Here is a 19,866-nt window from a genome sequence, read left to right as displayed (position 1 = left end):
CTTCCCTGGGGAAACCCTTCCCTACGGAAGGAAGTACATCGGGTTGGGGATCTTGTACGTCTTGTCGGCGTGGCCGCCCGCGAGGTCGGTGTACTGGTCGCCGAGGTTGGCCACGATGTTGTAGCCGAGCGACTCGATGTGCTTGCGGGTGCCCGCCTTGTAGTCGACCGTCGAGCAGGTCCAGGTCGGCTTCCCGCAGCTCAGGTACGCCGGCGGGTTGACCTTGTCCTTCAGGAAGAAGTGCGCGGCATCGACGGGCACGTTGTAGCCCGCCCTGGTGAGGTTGGCGGCGCTGGCGTCGCGCTGGGAGACGCCGCGGCCGGTGAGGAAGAAGACCGTGACACCGTTCTTGGCCGCGTAGTTGACGAGGTCCGGCATGCCGAACACGGCGATCGACTGCGCGCTCTGCACATAGGCGTTGAAGGCCGCGTCGTTGTAGGCGAAGCCGTTCTTCTTCTCGTAGTCGTACGTCAGCAGCGTCGTGTCGTCGACGTCGAGCACGATGGCGGGCTTGCGGCCGTCCCGCCCCGGGTGGTCCACGGCGTGCTTGATCTGCCGCTTGGCGCGGGCCTCGATCTCGGCGACCTGCTTGGCGTAGTTGCTCGTGGGCGACGCCTGGTACTTGCCCGAGGCGTCGGCCGTGCCGCCGTAATACGCGTTGATCTTGTCTTCGACCTTGGTGATGTTGGGGATCTCCCGGTCCGACTTCGGCGCGGCGTTGTCGGCGGAGGCCGCGCCGACGCCGTAGAAGGCGACGCCGGTGAGGGCGAGCGCGGCGGTGGCGGCGGCGGCTTTGGTAAGGGTGTGCATGGGGGATTGTCTACGCGCATCACATGCGGCTCGCCAGGGGAAACGCGGAAATCTTTGCCGCACCGTGTCCTACCGGGGGTAGTCCCCCTGCCCCCAACCCCGCGGCTGCACCCCGGCCCTGCCTTGCGCAGTTCCCCGCGCCCCTAACCCCCTTCCGGCTGCGGACCGTGCATGGTCACTCGCGCCGTTCCCCGCGCCCCTTGACCCCCATCCGTCCGCGGACCGTGCACGGTTGCTCGCGCAGTTCCCCGCGCCCCCAACCCCCTTTCGTCCGTCCGCCGTGCGTGGCTGGTCGCGCAGTTCCCCGCGCCCCTGTAGGGGGCTCAGCGCTGGCAACCTGAGCCCGTCATGGGGGTCCCCCCTGGCCCTTAAGGCCTTGGGGGAGTTTGAGGACGAGCGCCGTTCGGGCGCGAACGGGGTCTGGGGCGGAGCCCCAGCGCATCCCGCGCCGGGGCTAACCCACCGCGCCGGACGTACGCACGCACTCCAGGTCCCCCCGAGACGCCAACCCCGCGTGGTACAGCCGCAGCTCCGTCGCCCCCACCCCCCGCACCCGATCCGCGACCTCGCCCAGCGACGACGGCGAACCCCCCAGCCCCGCCACCACCGTGACATTCGCGGCGAGCACCGACAACGCGGAGCCCCGCGCCGCGAAGGCCGCGAGAAGTTCCGGCCCGCCCGCACAGGGCACGACCACTCCGTCGGCCACCCCGAGGATGTGCCCGGGGTCCACCCCCGCGTTGGCCCCGCACCGCTCCACCCGCGGGTCCGCGTGCAGCAGCACCTGGAACCCCGCGGGGGCCCGCTCCCGTACCGCCGCGACGGCCGCCTCCTGGAGTTCCCGGGCGGCGCGGGCGCGGAACTCCAGTGTGGCCGCGAGCAGTTCGGCGCCGGACGCGTCCACCGACCCGCCCCGCCACACCGGCGACAGCGCACGCCGCACCCGTACCCTCAACTCCGACGCATCCAGGCCGACTTCGAGATAGCCCTGCTCGCAGACGGGACAGAAGCAGAGCGACATCAGGTACTGCGCGACGCCCTCCAGGGGCACCCCCGCGATCTTGTCGTGGGCGTGCAGGTGCGCGAGGCCGTACCAGCCGCAGGACTCCAGTTCCGTGCCACCGGCACCTGGCCGCACCGCCGCCTCCGCCGCGAGGGCGACGAGGTAGGCGCGGACCGGGGGCTGGGCGATGCAGGGCGCCCACGGGTAGCGGTCGCCGTAGACGTTGACCACGGACGTGTCGGGGTGTTCCGCGCCGAGCCGGGAGTTGTGCGCGAGGACCACCCAGGAGTGGACGTCGAGTCCGGCCGCCGAGAGCGCCTCGGCGGCGGCGCCGAACGCGTCGCCGGGTGCCCAGGAACCGGCCGGGTGGGGCCTCAACCGGCGCCCGCGCCAATACGGTTCGCCCGGCGGGTACAGCACGGACGCGTACGCGGCGGTGACGATGCGATGGCCCGGGTGACGCGGCGTCAGGGCGCGGGTGGAGTGGTAGGCGGAGGCGAGCGTCACCTGGCGGACGCCGAGGTCCGCGATCCGGGCCGGGGCGTCGGGGTCGCCGATCACGTCCCAGGGGTAGAGGAACGCGGAGGCCTTCACGCGCCCGCCCCGGACGCGTCGGCCGCGCTCCCGTCGCCCGGCCCGCCCGGCCCGCCCGGCGGCAGCAGCGCCCGCCCCTGTTCGATGAGGACGGCCAATTGCTTGATGTGGTCGGCGTCGGGCTCGCCGAGCGGCGGGCGGACCTCGCCCACATCCAGGCCGCCGAGCCGCACCCCGGCCTTGACCAGCGAAACGGCGTAGCCCCGGCCCTGGTTGCGCAGTTCCACGAGCGGCACGAAGAAGCCGTCGAGGAGCCGGTTGGCCAGTGCGCCGTCGCCGGACACGAGGGCCCGGTGGAAGGCCAGCGCGATGTCGGGGGCGAAGCAGAAGACGGCGGAGGAGTAGCGGGTGATGCCGATGCCGCGGTAGGCGAGGGCGGTGAGTTCGGCGGTGGGCAGCCCGTTGAAGTACAGCGGATCGAGGCCCTCCGCTCGTACGGCGCTGACGATCCGCTGCATCAGGTCGAGGTCGCCGAGGCCGTCCTTGAAACCGATGACGCCGTCGACGCGGGCGAGCGCGACGGCGGTCCGGGGCGCGAGGACCGCGTTGTCGCGCTGGTAGACGATGACGTCCAGGGAGGTGGCGGCGGCCAGTTCGGTGTAGTGGCGCAGCAGTCCCGCCTGGTCGGTGACGACGAGGTAGGGCGGCATCGCGAGCAGCCCGTCGGCGCCGGCCTCCTCCGCGAGCCGGGCGTACTGGACGGCGAGGGCCGTGCCGTATCCGGCCCCGGCGACCACGGGGACCCGCCCCGCGCTCTCCTCGACGGCCGCGGCGACACAGGACCGGAACTCCTGGGGAGTCAGGGCGTGGAACTCCCCGGTGCCGCAGCAGGCGAACACGGCGGCCGCACCGGCCTCGATCCCTTCGCGCACATGGACGCGGAAGACGTCGAGATCGAGGCCGCCGTCCGGCCCGTACGCGGTCACGGGGAAGAACAGCGGCCCCTCGGCGTGGGTGAGACGGGCGGCGAGCGGGGCTGAGGTCACGGGCTGCTCCCTGGGCAAGGACCGTCGTGCACAATTCTGACTGTCGTCCATATCTCTGAACGCCGCCACGCTATGCCCGCACCTCCGGGCCGGTCAACCCGAACAGCCTTGACATACAGGCGGATTCGACACCCGCGCGAGCCCCTTGACGGAGTTCGGCCGCTCTCCTTAGCGTGTCCGCCCATGTGAATGGCGTCCATGGATGCAGCGGCCCGCCGGCCTGCGGGCTCCGCACGGCCGCCCCGCACCCCTGAGGAGAGCCCATGCCCGTGCCCCGCACCGTCCTGCTCACCGGCGCCGCCGGCGGGCTCGGCACCCTGATGCGGGGGCTGCTCCCGGCGTACGGCTACGAGCTTCGGCTCCTGGACGTGCTGCCGATCCCCGGTGAACCGGAGGCGATCACCGCCGACCTCGCCGACCGGGACGCCCTGCGCGAGGCCGTCCGCGGCGTGGACGCGGTGCTCCACCTCGCGGGCATCTCCCTGGAGGCCCCCTTCGACAAGATCCTGCGGGCCAACATCGAGGGCACGTACCACCTGTACGAGGCGGCGCGCGAGGAGGGCGTGCGGCGGATCGTGTTCGCCTCCTCCAACCACGCGGTCGGCTTCACCCCCCGCCCCCAGGGCACGGACCCGCTGATCCCGGTCTCCACCCCGCACCGCCCCGACACCTTCTACGGCCTGTCCAAGGCCTTCGGCGAGGACCTCGCGCAGTTCTACTGGGACAAGCACGGCCTGGAGACCGTCTCGGTGCGCATCGGCTCCTGCTTCCCGGAGCCCACCTCCGTACGCATGCTGTCGGTCTGGATGAGCCCCGACGACGGCGCCCGCCTCTTCCACGCCGCGCTCGGCGCCGAGCGGGTCGGGCACACCGTGGTCTACGGCTCGTCCGCCAACACCCGCCTGTGGTGGGACCTTTCGCCGGCCCGGGCGCTCGGGTACGAGCCGCGGGACGACTCCGAGCAGTACGCCGCCAAGCTCGTCGCCGAGCAGGGCGAGCTCGACCCGGCCAGGCCCGACCACGCCCGCCTCGGCGGCCACTTCACCACCGACCCGCCGATCTGGCCGCACTGAGGTCGTCCGCCGCGGAGCGCGCGGACGTGCGCGGAGGAGGCGCCGCGAATCCGGGGGAGGTTCAAGGAACCGCAAAGCGGCGCCGGTCGTTCCCGGAGCATGACCGCAATGACCCCCGGCTCGAACCTTCCGCTTCCGACCGCCCGCGTGACGGTGGACGTCGCCGCCCCCGTGCGGCTCGACGTCTCGGGCCTGCTGCTCACCGCCGACGGCAAGGTGCGCTCGGACGACGACTTCATCTTCTACAACCAGCCGCAGGGCCCCGGCGTCAGCCACCGCTCCGGCGGCGGCACGGCGCCGGACGCGATCGTGGTGGACACCTCGGCCGTGCCGCCCGGCATCGAGAAGATCGTGGTGACCGCGAGTCCGGACGCGGCGGGCCAGACCTTCCAGGGCATCGAGCCCACGGCCACGGTGCGCAACGGCGACGACGGCAGCGTGATCGCCTCCTTCACCCCGCCCCGGCTGGGCACCGAGACCGCCCTGGTGGTCATGGAGATCTATCTGCGCGGCGGCGCCTGGAAGGCCCGGGCGGTCGGCCAGGGGTACGCCAACGGCCTCGCCGGGATCGCCACCGACTTCGGCGTCACGGTCGAAGAGGAGCCCGCGGCCCCGGCCGCCGCGCCCCCCGTTCCGGCCGCCCCTCCGGCCGACCCGCGCCTCGCCGCCCCGGCCCCGGCGACCCCGGCCCCGGCTCCGGCCGCGCCCGCGCCCACCCCCTCGGGAAGCGGGAAGATCAACCTGGACAAGGGCCGGGTCAGCCTCCAGAAGAACCAGACCGTCTCCTTGGTCAAGGGCGGCCGCCCGCTGCTCTCCCAGGTCAAGATGGGTCTCGGCTGGGAGCCCGCCTTCCGGGGCAAGGACATCGACCTGGACGCGTCGGTGATCGCCTACGGCCCGCAGCGCAACCACCTGGACACCTGCTACTTCGGCAAACTGTCCATCCTGAACGGCGCCATCAAGCACTCCGGCGACAACCTGACGGGCGAGGGCGCGGGCGACGACGAGGTGATCGTGGTCGACCTCGGCCGCATCCCCGCCGAGGCCACGGGCCTGGTCTTCACCGTCAACTCCTTCTCCGGCCAGAAGTTCACGGAGGTCGCCAAGGCGTACTGCCGCCTGGTCGACGCGACGAGCGGAGAGGAACTGGTCCGCTTCGACCTGACCGGGGCGGAGCCGCAGACCGGCGTCATGATGGCAAAACTGATCAGGCAGTTCTCCGGCGAGTGGGAGATGACAGCCCTGGGCACCTTCGCGAAGTCCCGCACGGCCCGCGGCATGGTGAAGCCGGGGGCGGAGGCGCTCTAGGGAGGGTGGCCGGGGCTGCCCGCGCCCCGGCCCACCCCTGTAAGAACCCCACAACCCCCGCAGGACAAATCGCTGCGTCCGCCCCATCCACGCGGAGCCCCCCGCGCTGGCAGAGTCGAACCATGAGCGATCTTGGAGAAGTACTCGTCACCGGACTCGGTGCCATCACCCCGATCGGCGCCGATGCCGCCACCACCTGGGAAGGGATGCTGGGCGGGGTCTCGGGGGTCGGCCTGATCGAGGAGGCGTGGGGGATCGGGCTGCCGGTCAGGGTGGCCGCCAGTCTCGCCGTGGACCCGCTCTCGCTGCTCGCCCGGGTCGAGGCACGCAAGCTTGACCGTTGTGAACAACTCGCGATGATCAGCTCCCGGGAGGCCTGGCGCGACGCGGGCGCCCCCGAGGTCGCGCCGGAGCGGCTCGCCGTGGTGATCGGCACCGGCACCGGCGGCGTGCTGACCACCCTGGGCCAGGACGACACCTTCGAGCAGGGCGGAGCCCGGCGGCTCTCGCCGTACGCCGTGCCGATGCTCATGCCGAACGGTCCCGCCGCCTGGGTGTCCATGGAACTCGGCGCGCAGGGCGGCGCCCGCACGCCCGTCAGCGCCTGTGCCTCCGGCGCCGAGGCGATCGCGATGGGGCTCGACCTGATCCGCGCGGGGCGGGCCGACGTGGTGGTGGCCGGAGGCACCGAGGCCTGTCTGCACCCGTTCACCATCGCCGCGTTCGCGCAGATGAAGGCGTTGTCCACCGAGGACAAGGACCCGGCGTCGGTGTCCCGGCCCTTCGACGCGGACCGCAGCGGATTCGTGATGGGCGAGGGCGCGGGCGTAGTCGTCCTGGAGCGGGCCGGATTCGCGCGGGCCCGGGGGGCGCGGGTGTACGGGTCGGTGGCCGGGGCGGCCGTCACCTCCAGCGCGGACCACATCACGGCCTCGGACGTGGCCGGTCAGGTCCGGGCGATCGAATCGGCGCTGCGGGACGCCGGGCGGGGCCCCTCGGACATCGGTGTGGTGCACGCCCATGCCACCTCCACCCCCTCGGGCGACGTCGCCGAGGCGGAGGCGGTGGCCAAGGCCATCGGCACCCACCCGGTGGTCACGGCCACCAAGTCGATGACCGGCCACATGCTGGGCGCGTCCGGCGCGGTGGGAGCCATCGCGGCGCTGCTCGCGCTGCGCGACGGCACCGTGCCCGCGACCCGCAACCTGGAGAACCTCGACCCGGCGGTCGAGCTCGACGTGGCGGCGGGCGCCAACCGTACGGGCTCCTGGGACGCGGCGCTCGCCAACTCCTTCGGGTTCGGCGGCCACAACGTGAGCCTGGTCCTCGGCCGCGCCACCGCCTGAGTTGGACCCCGGTCGTCTCCGCGAAGGCGGGCGGGTCCCAGTTCCCCGGGGCCCGCGGGGCGGGGTCTGGCGGGGGCCCGTATAACGGCAGGGCAACCGCCTTCTGCCTGGGGAGAGTTCATGAACCTGCCGTCCACCGACCGACGCGTCCTCGTCAGCGGGGCCTCCCGTGGGCTCGGCCGCGCCGTCGCCCAGGCGTTCGCGGCCAACGGGGACCGCGTGGCCGTGCACTTCGGGTCGAGGGAGCAGGAGGCGCGCGCCACCCTCGACTCGCTGAAGGGGGACGGGCACGTGCTGGTCGGAGGCGACCTCACCGACCCCGCCGGGGCCCGTCGGGTCGCCGACGCCGCCGCCGACGCGCTCGGCGGCATCGACGTCCTGGTGAACAACGCGGCCGTCAACCTCCCCCACCCGCTCGCGGACACCCCGTACGAGGAGTGGGCCGAGCTGTGGCAGCGGCACGTGAGCGTGAACCTCCTCGCCACCGCCAACCTCAGCCATCTCGCCGCGTCCCGGATGATCGAGCAGGGCACGGGCGGCCGGATCGTCAACATCGGCTCGCGCGGCGCGTTCCGCGGGGAGCCCGACCACCCCGCCTACGGCGCCACCAAGGCGGCGGTCCACGCGCTCGGCCAGTCGCTCGCCGTCTCGCTCGCCCCGTACGACATCGGGGTCGCCTCGGTCGCGCCCGGCTTCTTCGAGACGGAACGCGTCGCGGGGCGGTTGAGCGGGACGGAGGGCGAGTCGATCCGGGCGCAGTCGCCGTTCGGCAGGGTCGCGGGTGCCGAGGAGATCGCGGAGGCGGTGCGCTGGCTGGCCTCGCCGCTCGCCCAGTGGTCCTCGGGCGCGGTGCTCGACCTCAACGGGGCGTCGTACCTGCGCACTTGATGCGCCCTCAGGAGAACATCAGGAGAAGGGGCGGGCGGGGTCCGCGTCGGCGGGCCCCGCCCGTCTCCGGGGATCAGGCGCGGGAGCGGGCCTTGAAGGCGGCCTTGCGGGCCTCCTTGGCGGTGGACTTGTCCGGGTGCAGCCGGCCCATCGCCTCCAGGACGTCCGCGGTCGCGGGGTGCTCCACCCGCCAGGCCGCGTCGAAGAACCCGCTGTGCTGTCCGACCAGGCCCTCGACGAGTTCCTGGAGCTCCTCCAGATCGCCCTCCACCGCCAGCTGCGCGGCGATGGTGTCGATGGCCAGCCAGAAGATCATCGCCTCGGACGGCGGCGGCACGTCGGGGGCGCCGCGTTCGGCGAGCCAGACCCGGGCCAGGCCGCCCAGTTCGGGGTCGGGCAGCACCTCGCGCACGGCGGGCTCGGCGGAGGCCCCGGTCAGGGCGAGCGCCTGCTGGCAGTGCAGCCGGCGCAGCGGCCCGCCCTCGTCGCCGCCCCGGGCCGCGGTGAGCAACTCCCGCGCCGCGTCGGCCGGTTCGCGCCGGTCCAGCCACTGCTCGGTCTCCGCGCGCGCGGAGAGCTCGGGGAAGTAGGCGATGCCGTCGAGCAGCGCGTCCGCGCCCTTGTCGGCCAGGTCGCCGACGGCCGGGGCGTCCACGCCCGCCTCCAGCATCCGGGCGCGCACGCCGTAGAGGCCGAGCGGGGTGAGGCGGACCATGCCGTAGCGGGAGACGTCCTCGTCGTCGACCGGCGGGGCGGGCTCGTCGCCGACCTCGGCCATCAGGGCCTCGTCGACGGGCTCGTACTCGACGAGGCCGATCGGCTCCAGGAGCCGGAACTGGTCGTCCAGCCGCATCATCGCGTCGGAGACCTGCTCCAGGATGTCGTCGGTGGGCTCGCCCATGTCGTCCGGGACGATCATCGAGGCGGCGAGCGCGGGCAGCGGCACCGGCCCTTCGGGGGCGCCGCCCTCGCTGACGGTGAGCAGGTACAGGTTGCCGAGGACGCCTTCCAGGAAGTCGGCCTCCTCCTCCGGGTCCCATTCCAGGCGCTCGAAGTCGATCTCGCCGTCCTCGCCCACCAGGTCCGCGAAGTCGTCGATCATCGGCGCGGTGGCGTCCGCGAAGACCACGTCGAAGGCGTCGAGCCAGATGGCCAGCACGTCGTGCGGCGAACCGGAGGTGAGCACCGAGAGGTTGTCACCCGCCGAGGCCGTGCCCTCGGCGTCCTCGTCGCCCTCGCCCGGGTGCTCCGGAGCGTCCTCGACCTCGACGAGCCCGGTGTCGACCGCGACCCGCCAGGCCTCGCTCGCGTACGCGGGACCGTCCTGGTCGTCGCCCAGGCCGAGTGCGGCGGCGGCCGCGGGCAGCTGCTCCTCGACGAGTTCGCCGCCGGCGCCGACCCGGGTGTCGGGTCCGGCCCAGCGGGCCAGCCGTACGGCGCGGGCGAGCAGCGGGGCGGACAGCGCGTCCCGGGCCAGCTCCGCCTCGGAGTTCAGCCGTACCGGCGGCAGGGTGGGGCGGTCTCCGGACATCTGGGGGTACTCCTCGGCCGTACGGTCTGGGCGCTCTGGGTCGCGCTGGGTCAGCGATGGTTGAGCGGCACCCAGCGTAGACGCATTTCATCGGCTTTCGTCGCGCCGGTCCTCGCACCCGGCGCCCGCCCCCGCCGGACGCGGCCCGCCTCTCGCCGCCGCCGCGCCGCGCTCCCCACGGTTCACGTCCCCGTCGGTTCCCGTCCACCCGGAACCTCTTGACAACTCCCCACCCCAGACAAGAGATTGACGCGCGTAGAACCGCACCGCCGCGCGCGTCCTTCCCCGGCGCGATTCCCTCATCACCTCCGGAGAGCCTGCATGCCCGTTCCCAGAACCGCCGCCGTGTCCGCCCTGGTCGCCACCGCGCTCGCCGCCGGACTGGTCGGCGCCGCCTCCTCGCAGGCGGCCACCGCCGCTCCGGTGCAGGCGAAGATCCATGACATCCAGGGCACCACCCGGATATCCCCGCTGGCGGGCCAGCAGGTCGCCGGCGTGACCGGTGTCGTCACCGGCGTGCGCGCCTACGGCTCCTCCAAGGGCTTCTGGTTCCAGGACACCAAGCCCGACCAGAACCCCGCCACCAGCGAGGGCATCTTCGTCTTCACCGGCTCGAACCCGACCGTGGCGGTGGGCGACGCGGTGGAGGTCTCCGCCACCGTCACGGAGTACGTGCCGGGCGGGGTGGCCTCGGGCAACCAGTCGCTGACCCAGCTCTCCAAGCCGACCGTCACCGTCCTCTCCTCGGGCAACGCCGTGCCCGCCCCGGTCGTCATCACGGCCCGCACGGTGCCCGACCGGTACACGCCGAACGGCGACCCGGCGGCCGGGAACAGCGTCAACGGCCTCCCGCTCCAGCCGAAGAAGTACGCCACGGACTACTACGAGTCCCTGGAGGGCATGAACGTCCGGATCGGCTCCTCGCGGGTCGTCGGCGCCACGGACCCGCATTCGGAGCTGTGGGTCACGGTGAAGCCGCAGGAGAACCGGACGCCGCGCGGCGGCTCGCTCTACTCCTCGTACCACGACCAGAACACCGGCCGGCTCCAGGTCCAGAGCCTGATCCCGACCGCGAAGCAGCCCTTCCCCAGCGCGAACGTGGGCGACACGCTGACCGGCACCACCGAGGGTCCCTTGGACTTCAACCAGTTCGGCGGCTACACGATCGCCGCGCGCACCCTCGGCACCGTCAAGGACAACGGGCTCAAGCGGGAGATCACCCGCAAGCAGCGCACGGGCGAGCTGGCGGTCGCCACGTACAACGTGGAGAACCTGGACCCGGGCGACCCGCAGTCGAAGTTCGACGCGCTGGCCCAGGGCGTGGTGACCAACCTCGCCTCGCCGGACATCGTGGCCCTGGAGGAGATCCAGGACAACAACGGCGCCAAGGACGACGGCACGGTGGACGCCTCGGCGACCGTGAAGAAGTTCACGGACGCGATCCTCGCGGCGGGCGGTCCGGCCTACCAGTGGCGGTCCATCGCCCCGGAGAACGACAAGGACGGCGGCGAGCCCGGCGGCAACATCCGCCAGGTCTTTCTCTACAACCCGGCGCGCGTCTCCTTCACCGACCGCCCCGGCGGCGACTACAGGACGGCCGTCGGAGTCACCGGCACCAAGGGCCACCCGGCCCTCACCCTCTCCCCCGGCCGGATCGACCCGGCCAACCCGGCGTGGACGGACAGCCGCAAGCCGCTCGCGGGCGAGTTCGTCTTCAAGGGCAAAACGGTCTTCGTGATCGCCAACCACTTCGCGTCGAAGGGCGGCGACGAGAGCCTCCTCTCGCAGCACCAGCCGGTGCCGCGCTCCTCGGAGACCAAGCGGCTCCAGCAGGCGCAGGCCGTCAACGCCTTCGTGAAGCAGCTGCTCGCGGTCGACAAGCACGCCAAGGTGCTGGCCGTCGGCGACATCAACGACTTCGACTTCTCGGGCACGACCAAGGCCCTGGAGGACGGCGGCGCGCTGCGCTCGGCCTACCGGTCGCTGCCGAAGAAGGAGCGTTACTCCTACGTGTACCAGGGCAACACCCAGGTCCTCGACCAGGTGCTGACCAGCCCCGCCATCCGGGACTTCGACTACGACAGCGTGCACGTCAACGCGGAGTTCGCGAACCAGACCAGCGACCACGACCCGCAGGTCATCCGCTTCCGCCCGTAGCGGCGCGGTCCGGCCGGGCGGGCAGTGCCCCGCCCGGCCGGACCGGGGGTCACCCGGTCCCGTCGTCCCGGATCGCGGCGACGGCCCGGCCGAGCAGTGAGCGCAGCAACTCCCTTTCCGCGAGGGTGAATTCACGCTCGATGCGGCGCTCGATGGCCACCGCACGCTCGTCGGCCGCGGCCAGCGCCGCGCCCCCCGCGTCGGTGAGCCGGGTCTCCAGGACGTTGCGGTGCCAGGGGTGGGGGGTGCGCTCGACCAGGCCGCGCTCCTCGAGGTTCTTCAGTACGACGTTCATGGCCTGCGGGGTGACGAGACAGGACCGGGCCAGCGCGGCCGCCGAGATGCCGGGCGCGCCGGAGAGCCCGAGCAGGGCGGCGTACTGCGGCACGGTCAGCCCGGCCACCTTCACCGCCGCGCTCTTCGCGGCGATCAGCTCCTGCTCGGCGCGCTTGATGTCGAGGCCGAGGCGCTCCTCGGGCGGCATGGTCATGGCTCCGAGCATACGGCCCGCGATAAAGCCCTTGCGCATCATCAATGCATTGATAACGTTCAGCACCATGACGACGAAGACGAGCTCCGACAACGGCGCCTCCTCGACCGGGGACTCCGTGATCCCCGCGAGCCACGCCGACCTGCTGACCCGCCCCCTCTTCGTGCACCTCGCGACCAAGGGGCCGAACGGCACCCCGCACGTCAACCCGGTCTGGCAGGAGTGGGACGGCGAGTACCTGCGCTTCACCACGACCACCACCCGCCGCAAGTGCAAGAACGTCATGGCCGACCCCAAGGTCTCCGTCTCGGTCAACGACCCCGATCAGCCCTATCGCTATCTGGAGGTCCGGGGCACGGTCGAGCGCGTCGAACCCGACCCGACGGGCGCCTTCTTCGACGTCCTGGCCAAGCGGTACGGGCTGGAGTACGAGGCGCCGGTGGGCGACGCCGAGCACCGGGTGATCCTGGTCGTACGCCCGGAGCGCACCACCTCGCAGTGAACCCCGGCCGCCGCTCGCGCACACTGGACCTCCAGGGACCGAACGGCGGAGCGGAGTTGTGGCATGGACCGCGGGGCACTCAGTCGCAGGGGCTTCCTCGCAGCGGCGGGCGCCGCGGCCGCGGTGGGCGCGGCGGGGTGCTCACCCGGTGAGGACCGGGCCGGGAACGGTCCGGGCGCGCACTCCGGGGACGGCCCGAAACCGCCCGCCAAGGAGAACGACCGCCCGGGTGACGCCGACTGGCGGTTGAAGGGGCGCGGCGCCGAGCACGAGGTCGAGGGCTACGCGGACCGTACGAGCGTCGCCTCCGGCGAGTCCTTCCGCCTCCATGTGCACACCACCGCGAGGACGTTCCGCGCCGAGGCGTTCCGGATGGGCTGGTACGGGGGCGCGCTGGCCCGCAAGGTGTGGGAGTCGGGCCCGCTGCGAGGGACCCGGCAGCCCGCCGCGCAGGTCGAGCCGGGGACGTACACGGTCACCGCCCCCTGGCCGGCGGGCCCCGAGATAGCGACCAAGGACTGGCCCGAGGGCTCCTACCTGATCCGCCTGACCGCCGACAGCGGGGGCCAGCGCTACGTCCCGGTCACCGTCAGGTCGGCCACCACCAAGGGCCGGGTGGTGATCGTCAACGCCGTCGCGACCTGGCAGGCGTACAACGAATGGGGCGGCCACAGCCTCTACAACGGCCCGACCGGCGACGACGCGGACCGCTCGCGCGCGGTGAGCTGCGACCGCCCCTACCACCGGGACGGCGACGGCCTGTTCCTCACCTACGAGCAGCCGGTGGTGGCCCTCGCGGAGCGGATGGGCCTGACCCCGGCCTATGTGACGAACATGGACATCGAGCGGGACCCGCACCTCCTGGACGGCGCAACGGCCGTACTGTCCCTGGGACATGACGAGTACTGGACGCAGTCGATGCGCGAGCGGGTCACCGCCGCGCGCGACCGGGGCACGAACATAGCCTTCCTCGGCGCGAACGCCTGCTTCCGCCGGGTCCGCCTGGAGAAGACCGCGCTGGGCGAGCAGCGGCTGGTGGTCTGCTACAAGAACGACTGGGCCAAGGACCCCGGCCGCCGCGAGGGCGAGCCGCCGACCACCAACTTCCGCGAGCCCCCGCACGCCGAGCCGGAGAACGCGCTGACGGGCACGTTGTACGAGTCGAACCCGACCACCGCCGACTATGTGGTCACCTCGCCCGACCACTGGCTGTTCGAGGGCACGGGTGTCAGGAAGGGGTCGGCGTTCCCGGGCCTGGTGGGCACGGAGTACGACCGGGCGAACGGCAGCGGGACGCCCCGCCCCATCGAGGTGATCTCCCATTCGCCCCTGACCTGCCGAGGCGTCCATTCGTACGCCAACTCGGCCTACTACACGGCGAGTTCGGGCGCCGGGGTCTTCAACACGGGCACGATGCGCTGGGTGCAGTCGACGGTGGGGGACGGCGGTCACGGCATAGACGCGACGACGGCGAAGTTCACGTCCAGGGTCACCGAGAACCTGCTGAGGACGTTCGCGGCGGGCCCGGCGGGGCGCACCCACCCGGCCAAGGACAACCTGGACACGTTCCACCCGTACGCGGGTGATCCGACGTGGTCGAAGCGGAACCTCTGGTAGGCCCCCTCGCCCCTCACTTCAGCACTCCTACCGGAATCCCCCACAAAGTCTAAGTAGACGTTAACTCTTCGCCGGGGCAAGACTGCCGTATGACGACACCACCCCCACCCGGCGTGCTCCTTCCGCTCCGACCGTTCGGGCGAGCCCTGTGCGCGATGGTCACGCCGTTCACGCGGTCTCTGGAGCTCGACCTCCCGGCGGCCCGGAAGCTGGCCGCGCACCTGATCGACAACGGATGCGACGGCCTGGTCCTGAACGGCACGACCGGGGAGTCCCCGACGACCTCCGACGAGGAGAAGACCGAGCTGGTACGGGCCGTCGTGGAGGCGGTCGGCGACCGGGCCTCGGTCGTGGCGGGCGTGGGCAGCGCGTCGACCGCGCACACCGTCGCGCTGGCCCGCGCGGCCGAACGGGCGGGCGCGGACGGCCTGTTGGTGGTGACCCCGTACTACAGCCGCCCGCCGCAGGCCGCCGTCGAGGCGCACTTCCGCACGGTGGCCGACGCGACCGGCCTGCCGGTGATGCTGTACGACATCCCGGGCCGCACGGGCACGCGCATCGAGGTCGAGACGATGCTGCGCCTCGCGGACCATGAGCGCATCGTGGCGGTGAAGGACTGCGCGTACGACCTGCTGGGCTCGACCACGGTGATCGGCCGCACCTCGCTGGCGTACTACTCGGGGTGCGAGGAGCTGAACCTTCCGCTGTACGCGGTGGGCGGGGCGGGCTATGTGAGCACGGTGGCGAACGTGGCACCGCGGGAGATGCGGGCGGTGCTGGACGCGTACGACGCGCGTGCCACGGGCGAGGCGGCCCGCCTCAACCAGCTGACCACTGTGCTCACCGAGCTGATGATGGCCTCGGGCCTGCCGGGCACGGTGACGGCGAAGGCCCTCCTGGGTCACCTCCCCCGAGCCCCCTTGCAGCCCCCGACCCCACCCGAACTCGCCCGCCTGCGGGAGGCGTGGGACGCGCTGAGCACCTCCCACGGCGCGCCTCCCGGCCGGGGTGAGCGCCCCGCGCCTCCCGGCCGGAGGTGAGCGCCCCTGAGCGGTCCCGTTCGGCTGCGGGCCGTACTGGCTGATCGCGCAGTTCCCCGCGCCCCTCAGCGGGTGCGACCTGGACGGGGTGTGCCTGCGGGGGCGCGGGCCTTCTGTTCGGGTGCGGGCCGTGCGCGGCTGATCGCGCAGTTCCCCGCGCCCCTCAGCGGGTGCGACCTGGACGGGGTGTGCCTGCGGCGCTTGCGGGGTGGGGGGGCAGGGGGCGAAGTCCCCGCGGGGGTCTGGGGCGCAGCCCCGGGGGTTGGCCCATCCGACCCCCGTCGCGGGCGGGCGGGTGGGACAGCGCCCCCCCGGGGTCCGGGGCGGAGCCCCGGTGACCCCGGCTGCCGGACGACCCCGGCTAGTTGTGCGCGTGCAGCACCTCGTTCAACCCGCCCCACACCGCGTTGTTCGGCCGGGCCTCGACCGTGCCCGTCACCGAGTTCCGCCGGAACAGGATGTTGGAGGCCCCGGAGAGCTCCCGGGCCTTCACGATCTGCCCGTCGGGCATGGTGACCCGGGTGCCCGCGGTGACGTACAGGCCCGCCTCGACGACGCACTCGTCGCCCAGCGCGATCCCCACCCCGGCCTCGGCGCCGACCAGGCACCGCTCGCCGATGACGATGCGGACGTTGCCACCGCCGGACAGCGTGCCCATGGTGGAGGCGCCGCCGCCGATGTCGGAGCCGTCGCCGACGACGACACCGGCCGAGATGCGGCCCTCGACCATGGAGGTGCCGAGCGTGCCCGCGTTGAAGTTCACGAAGCCCTCGTGCATCACCGTGGTGCCCTCGGCGAGGTGCGCGCCCAGGCGCACCCGGTCGGCGTCGGCGATGCGTACGCCCTTGGGCGCGACGTAGTCCGTCATGCGGGGGAACTTGTCGATGGACGTCACCTGGAGGTGGAGCCCCTCGGCGCGGGCGTTCAGGCGCACCTGCTCGATGGAGTCGACGGCGACGGGGCCCAGCGAGGTCCACGCGACGTTGGCGAGCAGCCCGAACATGCCGTCCAGGTTCTGGCCGTGCGGCTTGACCAGCCGGTGCGAGAGGAGGTGCAGGCGCAGATAGACGTCGTGCGTGTCCAGGGGCTTGTCGTCGAGCGAGGCGATGACCGTACGGACGGCGACGACCTCGACCCCGCGGCGCTCGTCGGCGCCGACGGCCTTCAGCGCACCGGCGCCGAGGAGTTCGGCGGCGCGCTCGGCGGAGAGGCGCTCGGTGCCGGCGGGGCCGGGCTCGGCGACGGTCACGAGCTCGGGGGCGGGGAACCAGGTGTCCAGGATGGTGCCATCGGCGGCGATGGTGGCGAGTCCGGCGGCCGCGGCGCCGGTCGTAGCGGTAGTCGTGTCGGTCATGACCGAAAACCTAACCGGCGACGGCCCGCCGGGGCGAACCGGTCTCAAGTGACGGTCCCGTGTCCGCCCCGCCCGGCGCCGCGCCGCCGCCGCAGGCGCGCGCGTTCAACCCGTGGGCGTGGGCCCCGCCGAACCCCCGCCACCCCCGTCAGGGCGTGTATTCGTAGCCGATCGTGAACCGTGGCGGGAGGCACCACTCCCCGTACTCGATGATGCCCTCGGCGTCGGACCAGCGGTGGGCGCCCGCCAGCACCGGAGCCCCGACCGGGAGGGCCAGGGCGCCGGCCTCGCGGGCGTCCGCCTCACGGGCATGCATGTCGTCCCTGGCGTGCGTGATCGTGCGCCCCGTCGCTTCCAGGATCCTGGCCGTGAGCCCGTGGTTCCGGCCGGGTGAGGTGTTGAGCAGATCGGGAACCAGGGCGGCGAAGTGGGCCGGGTACCAGGTCACGGCGAACACCGTGCGGGTCTTGCCACGCCCGGCGAGCCACTCCCGCCGGACGGCCTGGTCCCCGGCCTCGAGGTCGAGGATGTCGGCGACGTACAGCGGCGGCTTGACCAGTTCGGCCGCCGTCACGCGCGAGGTCTCGCCCTCGGCGAGGAAGCTCTTGACCCGCCTCACGCGCTCCAGGCGGTCCTTCGGCGTGAGGGTCCACACCGGGTCGTCCTCCACGAACGTCCCGCGCGGGGTGGTCCTGATGTACCCCTCCACCTGGAGCGCCTGGAGCGCTCGCGACACCGTGGCCGCGGCGGTCTGCCAGCTACCGGCGATTTCCCGGTTGGTCGGCAGCCTCGCCCCCGGTTCGAGCTCCCCCGACATGATCCGTTCGCGGAAGTGGTCAGCGATCCTCGTGAACGTCTTCTCTCCGGCCATCTGCCGTTCTCCTCACGGGAGTTGAGCCGCCCTGGCACTCGGCACCCTAGTGCACTGATCACCCTTGTGGAGTGCTTCCAACACTCCGAAGACTGAACTAGTACACAGACGAGTTGGGACGACGGGAGCCACGCGATGTTCGCGAGCCAACCACCCGGGAGCGGCTACTACTCGATGCCGCCCGCGGAGATGCAGACGCGGGGCGCGGAAGGGTGCGGATCATGCTCCGTCCTCACCGACCAGCTCCGCCGGGCGGTACGGGACCGCGATCAGTCGGCCGAGGTCGACGCCCGCGTGAGGATCAGGCGGCACCTGCGCCAGGAACACGGCACGGAGATCCCGCTCCCTACGGGCCCACAAGGCGAGTAAGTTCCTTGAAGGAACGGACTATGGCAGCATGATCTCGACCGGTCAACAGGCAGGGACCGGCCGGTCCGGCGTCCGCCCCCGCGAAAGGACACCCGCATGCCCCACCGCACCCGGCTCGACGACGAGCACTGCGCCATCGCCCAGGCCCTGGACGTGGTCGGCGACGGGTGGACGCTGCTGATCGTGCGCGACGCCGCCCGCGGGGTGCACCGGTTCGACGCGCTCCAGCGGGAGCTCGGCATGTCCCGCAAGGTCCTCACCGAGCGGCTGAAGCTGCTCGTGGAGTGCGGGGTCCTGGCGCGCGAGCCGTACCAGGAGCGTCCGGTGCGCCACGAGTACCGGCTCACCGCGCGCGGCCGCGCCCTGCTGCCCGTACTGATCGCGCTCCAGGACTGGGGAGACACCTGGGTGCTGGGAGAAGGAGAGACGATGGCCACTTCGACCGAGGCGTCGGGCGAGACCGAGCGGGCGCGGGAGCTGATCGGGACACACGTTCCGGAGCTCCGGCTCACCGACTTCGACGGCGAGTCGCGCGACCCGGTCGCGCCCTCGACGCCGTACACGGTCCTGTACTGCTTCCCCGGCGCCTACGCCCGCGCCGAGTCCTACCCGCCCGGCTGGGCCGGGATTCCCGGTGCGCGCGGCTGCACCCTGGAGTCCTGCACCTTCCGGGACCAGCTGGCGGAGTTCACCGCGGCGGGGGCGACCGTGCACGGGGTGTCCACTCAACGCCCGGACGAGCAGCGGGCGTTCGCCGACAAGGAGGCGCTGCGCTTCCCGCTGCTCTCGGACGCGGGCCTGGACCTGACGGCGGCGCTGCGCCTGCCGACCTTCCGCACGGCGGGGGTGAGCCGGCTCAAGCGGCTGACCCTGGTGGTGGACCGGGACCGTACGGTGATCGAGGCGCTGTATCCGATCACCGACATCGAGGCGAGCGTGCGGGCCGCGCTCGCGGCGGTGCGCGCGGCCGGGGCCTGAGCCCGCGGTCAGTGCGCGGCGCCGCCGAGGTTGAGCAGCACCACTCCGCCGATGATGAGGGCGATCCCGGCGACCTTGGCGGCGGTCATCGCCTCGCCCATGAAGACCATCCCGACGGCCGCGATGACCGCCGTGCCCGCGCCGGACCAGATCGCGTACGCGGTGCCCACGGACATGGACTTCAGCGTCAGCGACAGCAGGAAGAAGGCGAGCAGGTACCCGGCGCCGGTGATCAGCGAGGGCCAGAGCCTGGTGAAACCCTCGCTGTACTTCAGCGCGGAGGTCGCGGCGATCTCCGAGCCGATGGCACAGGCGAGCAGGACGTAGGGCATGCGGACCAGGATATCGCCCGTTGCGTACGCCCGTACATAACGCCGGTGACACGATGCCCGCGGTCCGCTCGCGGCTCTAGCGCAGCAGCCTGCCGAGCAGGTCGCGGGCATGGTCCTCGTCGTACGCCCCGCCGGTGAGCAGCGACTGGAGGCAGATGCCGTCCATCGCGGCGACGAGGCCGCGCGCGGTGACCGGATCGGTGTGCCGGGCGAGCAGTTCGGCCACCGAGTCGGTCCACTCGGCGGCGACCGGGCGCAGGGCCGGGCGGCGCAGGGCGGCGAGGTAGAGCTCGTACTCCAGCTCGGCGCGGGCCCGGTCCCCCGTCAGCCACTGCCCCATCAGCCGGGCCAGTTCGACCGCCAGGTCCGCGCCGGGCTCCTCCAGGCGCACGCAGTCGCGGACCGCCGCGGCGAAGCCCTCGTTGGCCTGGCGCAGGGCCGCCACCAACAGCTCGTCGAGCGTCCTGAAGTGGTACGTGGTCGAACCGAGCGGCACATCGGCCTCGGCCGCGACGGTGCGGTGGCTCAGCCCCGCGATGCCGCGCTCGGCGACGACCCGGATCGCCGCGTCGATGATGCGCCGCCGCCGGTCGGGGTCGTAGCGGCGGGCCATCAGC

18 protein-coding genes are annotated in these 19,866 nt (G+C 72.6%); 9 read left to right on the top strand and 9 right to left on the bottom strand.

Annotated features, from left to right (window positions below; genetic code table 11):
* Positions 1–21: 21 nt before the first annotated feature.
* The 3 genes from DT019_RS07875 to DT019_RS07865 form a co-directional block, all read right to left on the bottom strand.
* Positions 22–810: an HAD family acid phosphatase gene (locus DT019_RS07875; protein ID WP_114035908.1), complete on the bottom strand. Its 789-nt coding sequence runs from the start codon at positions 808–810 to the stop codon at positions 22–24.
* A 454-nt stretch (positions 811–1,264) separates the two neighbouring features.
* Positions 1,265–2,407: a hypothetical protein gene (locus DT019_RS07870; protein WP_114035907.1), complete on the bottom strand. Its 1,143-nt coding sequence runs from the start codon at positions 2,405–2,407 to the stop codon at positions 1,265–1,267.
* Complete coding sequence (locus tag DT019_RS07865) at positions 2,404–3,393, bottom strand: 5-dehydro-4-deoxyglucarate dehydratase (protein ID WP_114035906.1); 990 nt, start codon at positions 3,391–3,393, stop codon at positions 2,404–2,406. The genes DT019_RS07870 and DT019_RS07865 overlap by 4 nt, the downstream gene beginning before the upstream one ends.
* Positions 3,394–3,656: 263 nt before the next feature.
* On the opposite strand from DT019_RS07865, the gene DT019_RS07860 reads away from it, so the two are divergent.
* From DT019_RS07860 to DT019_RS07845, 4 genes are all read left to right on the top strand, one after another.
* Entirely contained in the window at positions 3,657–4,466 is an 810-nt protein-coding gene (locus DT019_RS07860) for an NAD-dependent epimerase/dehydratase family protein (protein WP_114035905.1), read from the top strand.
* Between the two features lie 99 nt (positions 4,467–4,565).
* A complete protein-coding gene (locus DT019_RS07855) occupies positions 4,566–5,774 on the top strand; it encodes a TerD family protein (RefSeq protein WP_114035904.1) in 1,209 nt (402 codons plus the stop codon).
* Between the two features lie 122 nt (positions 5,775–5,896).
* Positions 5,897–7,120 carry a beta-ketoacyl-[acyl-carrier-protein] synthase family protein gene (locus tag DT019_RS07850; protein ID WP_114035903.1) on the top strand — a complete coding sequence of 408 codons (1,224 nt, stop codon included), beginning with the start codon at positions 5,897–5,899 and terminating at the stop codon, positions 7,118–7,120.
* A gap of 120 nt (positions 7,121–7,240) precedes the next feature.
* Positions 7,241–8,008 (top strand): SDR family NAD(P)-dependent oxidoreductase, encoded by a 768-nt coding sequence (locus tag DT019_RS07845; protein WP_114035902.1) that lies wholly within the window; start codon positions 7,241–7,243, stop codon positions 8,006–8,008.
* 73 nt (positions 8,009–8,081) lie between these two features.
* Here the strand turns inward: DT019_RS07845 and DT019_RS07840 are convergent, their stop codons facing one another.
* Positions 8,082–9,539, bottom strand: a complete 1,458-nt coding sequence (locus DT019_RS07840) for a hypothetical protein (RefSeq protein WP_114035901.1) — start codon at positions 9,537–9,539, stop codon at positions 8,082–8,084.
* Between the two features lie 321 nt (positions 9,540–9,860).
* Between DT019_RS07840 and DT019_RS07835 the strand changes: the two genes are divergently transcribed.
* Positions 9,861–11,696, top strand: coding sequence for an endonuclease/exonuclease/phosphatase family protein (locus tag DT019_RS07835; RefSeq protein ID WP_114035900.1), 1,836 nt, complete (start codon positions 9,861–9,863; stop codon positions 11,694–11,696).
* Between the two features lie 49 nt (positions 11,697–11,745).
* On the opposite strand, the gene DT019_RS07830 is transcribed toward DT019_RS07835, so the two are convergent.
* Positions 11,746–12,186: a MarR family winged helix-turn-helix transcriptional regulator gene (locus DT019_RS07830; protein WP_223279341.1), complete on the bottom strand. Its 441-nt coding sequence runs from the start codon at positions 12,184–12,186 to the stop codon at positions 11,746–11,748.
* A 67-nt stretch (positions 12,187–12,253) separates the two neighbouring features.
* On the opposite strand from DT019_RS07830, the gene DT019_RS07825 reads away from it, so the two are divergent.
* The 3 genes from DT019_RS07825 to dapA all read left to right on the top strand — a co-directional run bounded on the left by DT019_RS07825 (position 12,254) and on the right by dapA (position 15,345).
* Complete coding sequence (locus tag DT019_RS07825) at positions 12,254–12,688, top strand: PPOX class F420-dependent oxidoreductase (protein WP_114035899.1); 435 nt, start codon at positions 12,254–12,256, stop codon at positions 12,686–12,688.
* 63 nt (positions 12,689–12,751) lie between these two features.
* Entirely contained in the window at positions 12,752–14,305 is a 1,554-nt protein-coding gene (locus DT019_RS07820; RefSeq protein WP_114035898.1) for a N,N-dimethylformamidase beta subunit family domain-containing protein, read from the top strand.
* Between the two features lie 89 nt (positions 14,306–14,394).
* A complete protein-coding gene (gene dapA, locus DT019_RS07815) occupies positions 14,395–15,345 on the top strand; it encodes a 4-hydroxy-tetrahydrodipicolinate synthase (protein WP_114035897.1) in 951 nt (316 codons plus the stop codon).
* Positions 15,346–15,706: 361 nt separating this feature from the next.
* Here dapA and dapD read toward each other — a convergent pair whose 3' ends face one another.
* Both dapD and DT019_RS07805 read right to left on the bottom strand, forming a co-directional pair.
* Positions 15,707–16,699: a 2,3,4,5-tetrahydropyridine-2,6-dicarboxylate N-succinyltransferase gene (gene dapD, locus DT019_RS07810; protein ID WP_114035896.1), complete on the bottom strand. Its 993-nt coding sequence runs from the start codon at positions 16,697–16,699 to the stop codon at positions 15,707–15,709.
* Between the two features lie 148 nt (positions 16,700–16,847).
* The gene (locus tag DT019_RS07805; RefSeq protein WP_114035895.1) at positions 16,848–17,570 is read right to left on the bottom strand and encodes a GntR family transcriptional regulator; all 723 of its coding nucleotides are present in this window, start codon (positions 17,568–17,570) and stop codon (positions 16,848–16,850) included.
* Between the two features lie 465 nt (positions 17,571–18,035).
* Here DT019_RS07805 and DT019_RS07795 point away from each other — a divergent pair, with 465 nt between their 5' ends.
* Complete coding sequence (locus DT019_RS07795) at positions 18,036–18,917, top strand: winged helix-turn-helix transcriptional regulator (RefSeq protein WP_114035893.1); 882 nt, start codon at positions 18,036–18,038, stop codon at positions 18,915–18,917.
* A gap of 8 nt (positions 18,918–18,925) precedes the next feature.
* Here the strand turns inward: DT019_RS07795 and DT019_RS07790 are convergent, their stop codons facing one another.
* Positions 18,926–19,249 (bottom strand): DMT family transporter, encoded by a 324-nt coding sequence (locus DT019_RS07790; RefSeq protein ID WP_114035892.1) that lies wholly within the window; start codon positions 19,247–19,249, stop codon positions 18,926–18,928.
* A gap of 76 nt (positions 19,250–19,325) precedes the next feature.
* Complete coding sequence (locus tag DT019_RS07785) at positions 19,326–19,862, bottom strand: TetR/AcrR family transcriptional regulator (RefSeq protein ID WP_114035891.1); 537 nt, start codon at positions 19,860–19,862, stop codon at positions 19,326–19,328.
* Positions 19,863–19,866 lie beyond the last annotated feature (4 nt).

The organism is Streptomyces sp. SDr-06, assembly GCF_003324565.1.
In the GTDB taxonomy this organism is placed as follows: Bacteria; Actinomycetota; Actinomycetes; order Streptomycetales; family Streptomycetaceae; genus Streptomyces.
Note: the sequence above shows the minus strand (reverse complement) of the source record. Positions and strands in the feature narration are given on the sequence as shown.

What these genes read in the sequence shown, in the direction of transcription:
- DT019_RS07875 (WP_114035908.1), bottom strand. Translation starts at nt 810, where the DNA reads ATGCACACCCTTACCAAAGCCGCCGCCGCCACCGCCGCGCTCGCCCTC.
- DT019_RS07860 (WP_114035905.1), top strand. Translation starts at nt 3,657, where the DNA reads ATGCCCGTGCCCCGCACCGTCCTGCTCACCGGCGCCGCCGGCGGGCTC.
- DT019_RS07855 (WP_114035904.1), top strand. Translation starts at nt 4,566, where the DNA reads ATGACCGCAATGACCCCCGGCTCGAACCTTCCGCTTCCGACCGCCCGC.
- DT019_RS07850 (WP_114035903.1), top strand. Translation starts at nt 5,897, where the DNA reads ATGAGCGATCTTGGAGAAGTACTCGTCACCGGACTCGGTGCCATCACC.
- DT019_RS07845 (WP_114035902.1), top strand. Translation starts at nt 7,241, where the DNA reads ATGAACCTGCCGTCCACCGACCGACGCGTCCTCGTCAGCGGGGCCTCC.
- DT019_RS07840 (WP_114035901.1), bottom strand. Translation starts at nt 9,539, where the DNA reads ATGTCCGGAGACCGCCCCACCCTGCCGCCGGTACGGCTGAACTCCGAG.
- DT019_RS07835 (WP_114035900.1), top strand. Translation starts at nt 9,861, where the DNA reads ATGCCCGTTCCCAGAACCGCCGCCGTGTCCGCCCTGGTCGCCACCGCG.
- DT019_RS07830 (WP_223279341.1), bottom strand. Translation starts at nt 12,186, where the DNA reads ATGACCATGCCGCCCGAGGAGCGCCTCGGCCTCGACATCAAGCGCGCC.
- DT019_RS07825 (WP_114035899.1), top strand. Translation starts at nt 12,254, where the DNA reads ATGACGACGAAGACGAGCTCCGACAACGGCGCCTCCTCGACCGGGGAC.
- DT019_RS07820 (WP_114035898.1), top strand. Translation starts at nt 12,752, where the DNA reads ATGGACCGCGGGGCACTCAGTCGCAGGGGCTTCCTCGCAGCGGCGGGC.
- dapA (WP_114035897.1), top strand. Translation starts at nt 14,395, where the DNA reads ATGACGACACCACCCCCACCCGGCGTGCTCCTTCCGCTCCGACCGTTC.
- dapD (WP_114035896.1), bottom strand. Translation starts at nt 16,699, where the DNA reads ATGACCGACACGACTACCGCTACGACCGGCGCCGCGGCCGCCGGACTC.
- DT019_RS07805 (WP_114035895.1), bottom strand. Translation starts at nt 17,570, where the DNA reads ATGGCCGGAGAGAAGACGTTCACGAGGATCGCTGACCACTTCCGCGAA.
- DT019_RS07795 (WP_114035893.1), top strand. Translation starts at nt 18,036, where the DNA reads ATGCCCCACCGCACCCGGCTCGACGACGAGCACTGCGCCATCGCCCAG.
- DT019_RS07790 (WP_114035892.1), bottom strand. Translation starts at nt 19,249, where the DNA reads ATGCCCTACGTCCTGCTCGCCTGTGCCATCGGCTCGGAGATCGCCGCG.
- DT019_RS07785 (WP_114035891.1), bottom strand. Translation starts at nt 19,862, where the DNA reads ATGGCCCGCCGCTACGACCCCGACCGGCGGCGGCGCATCATCGACGCG.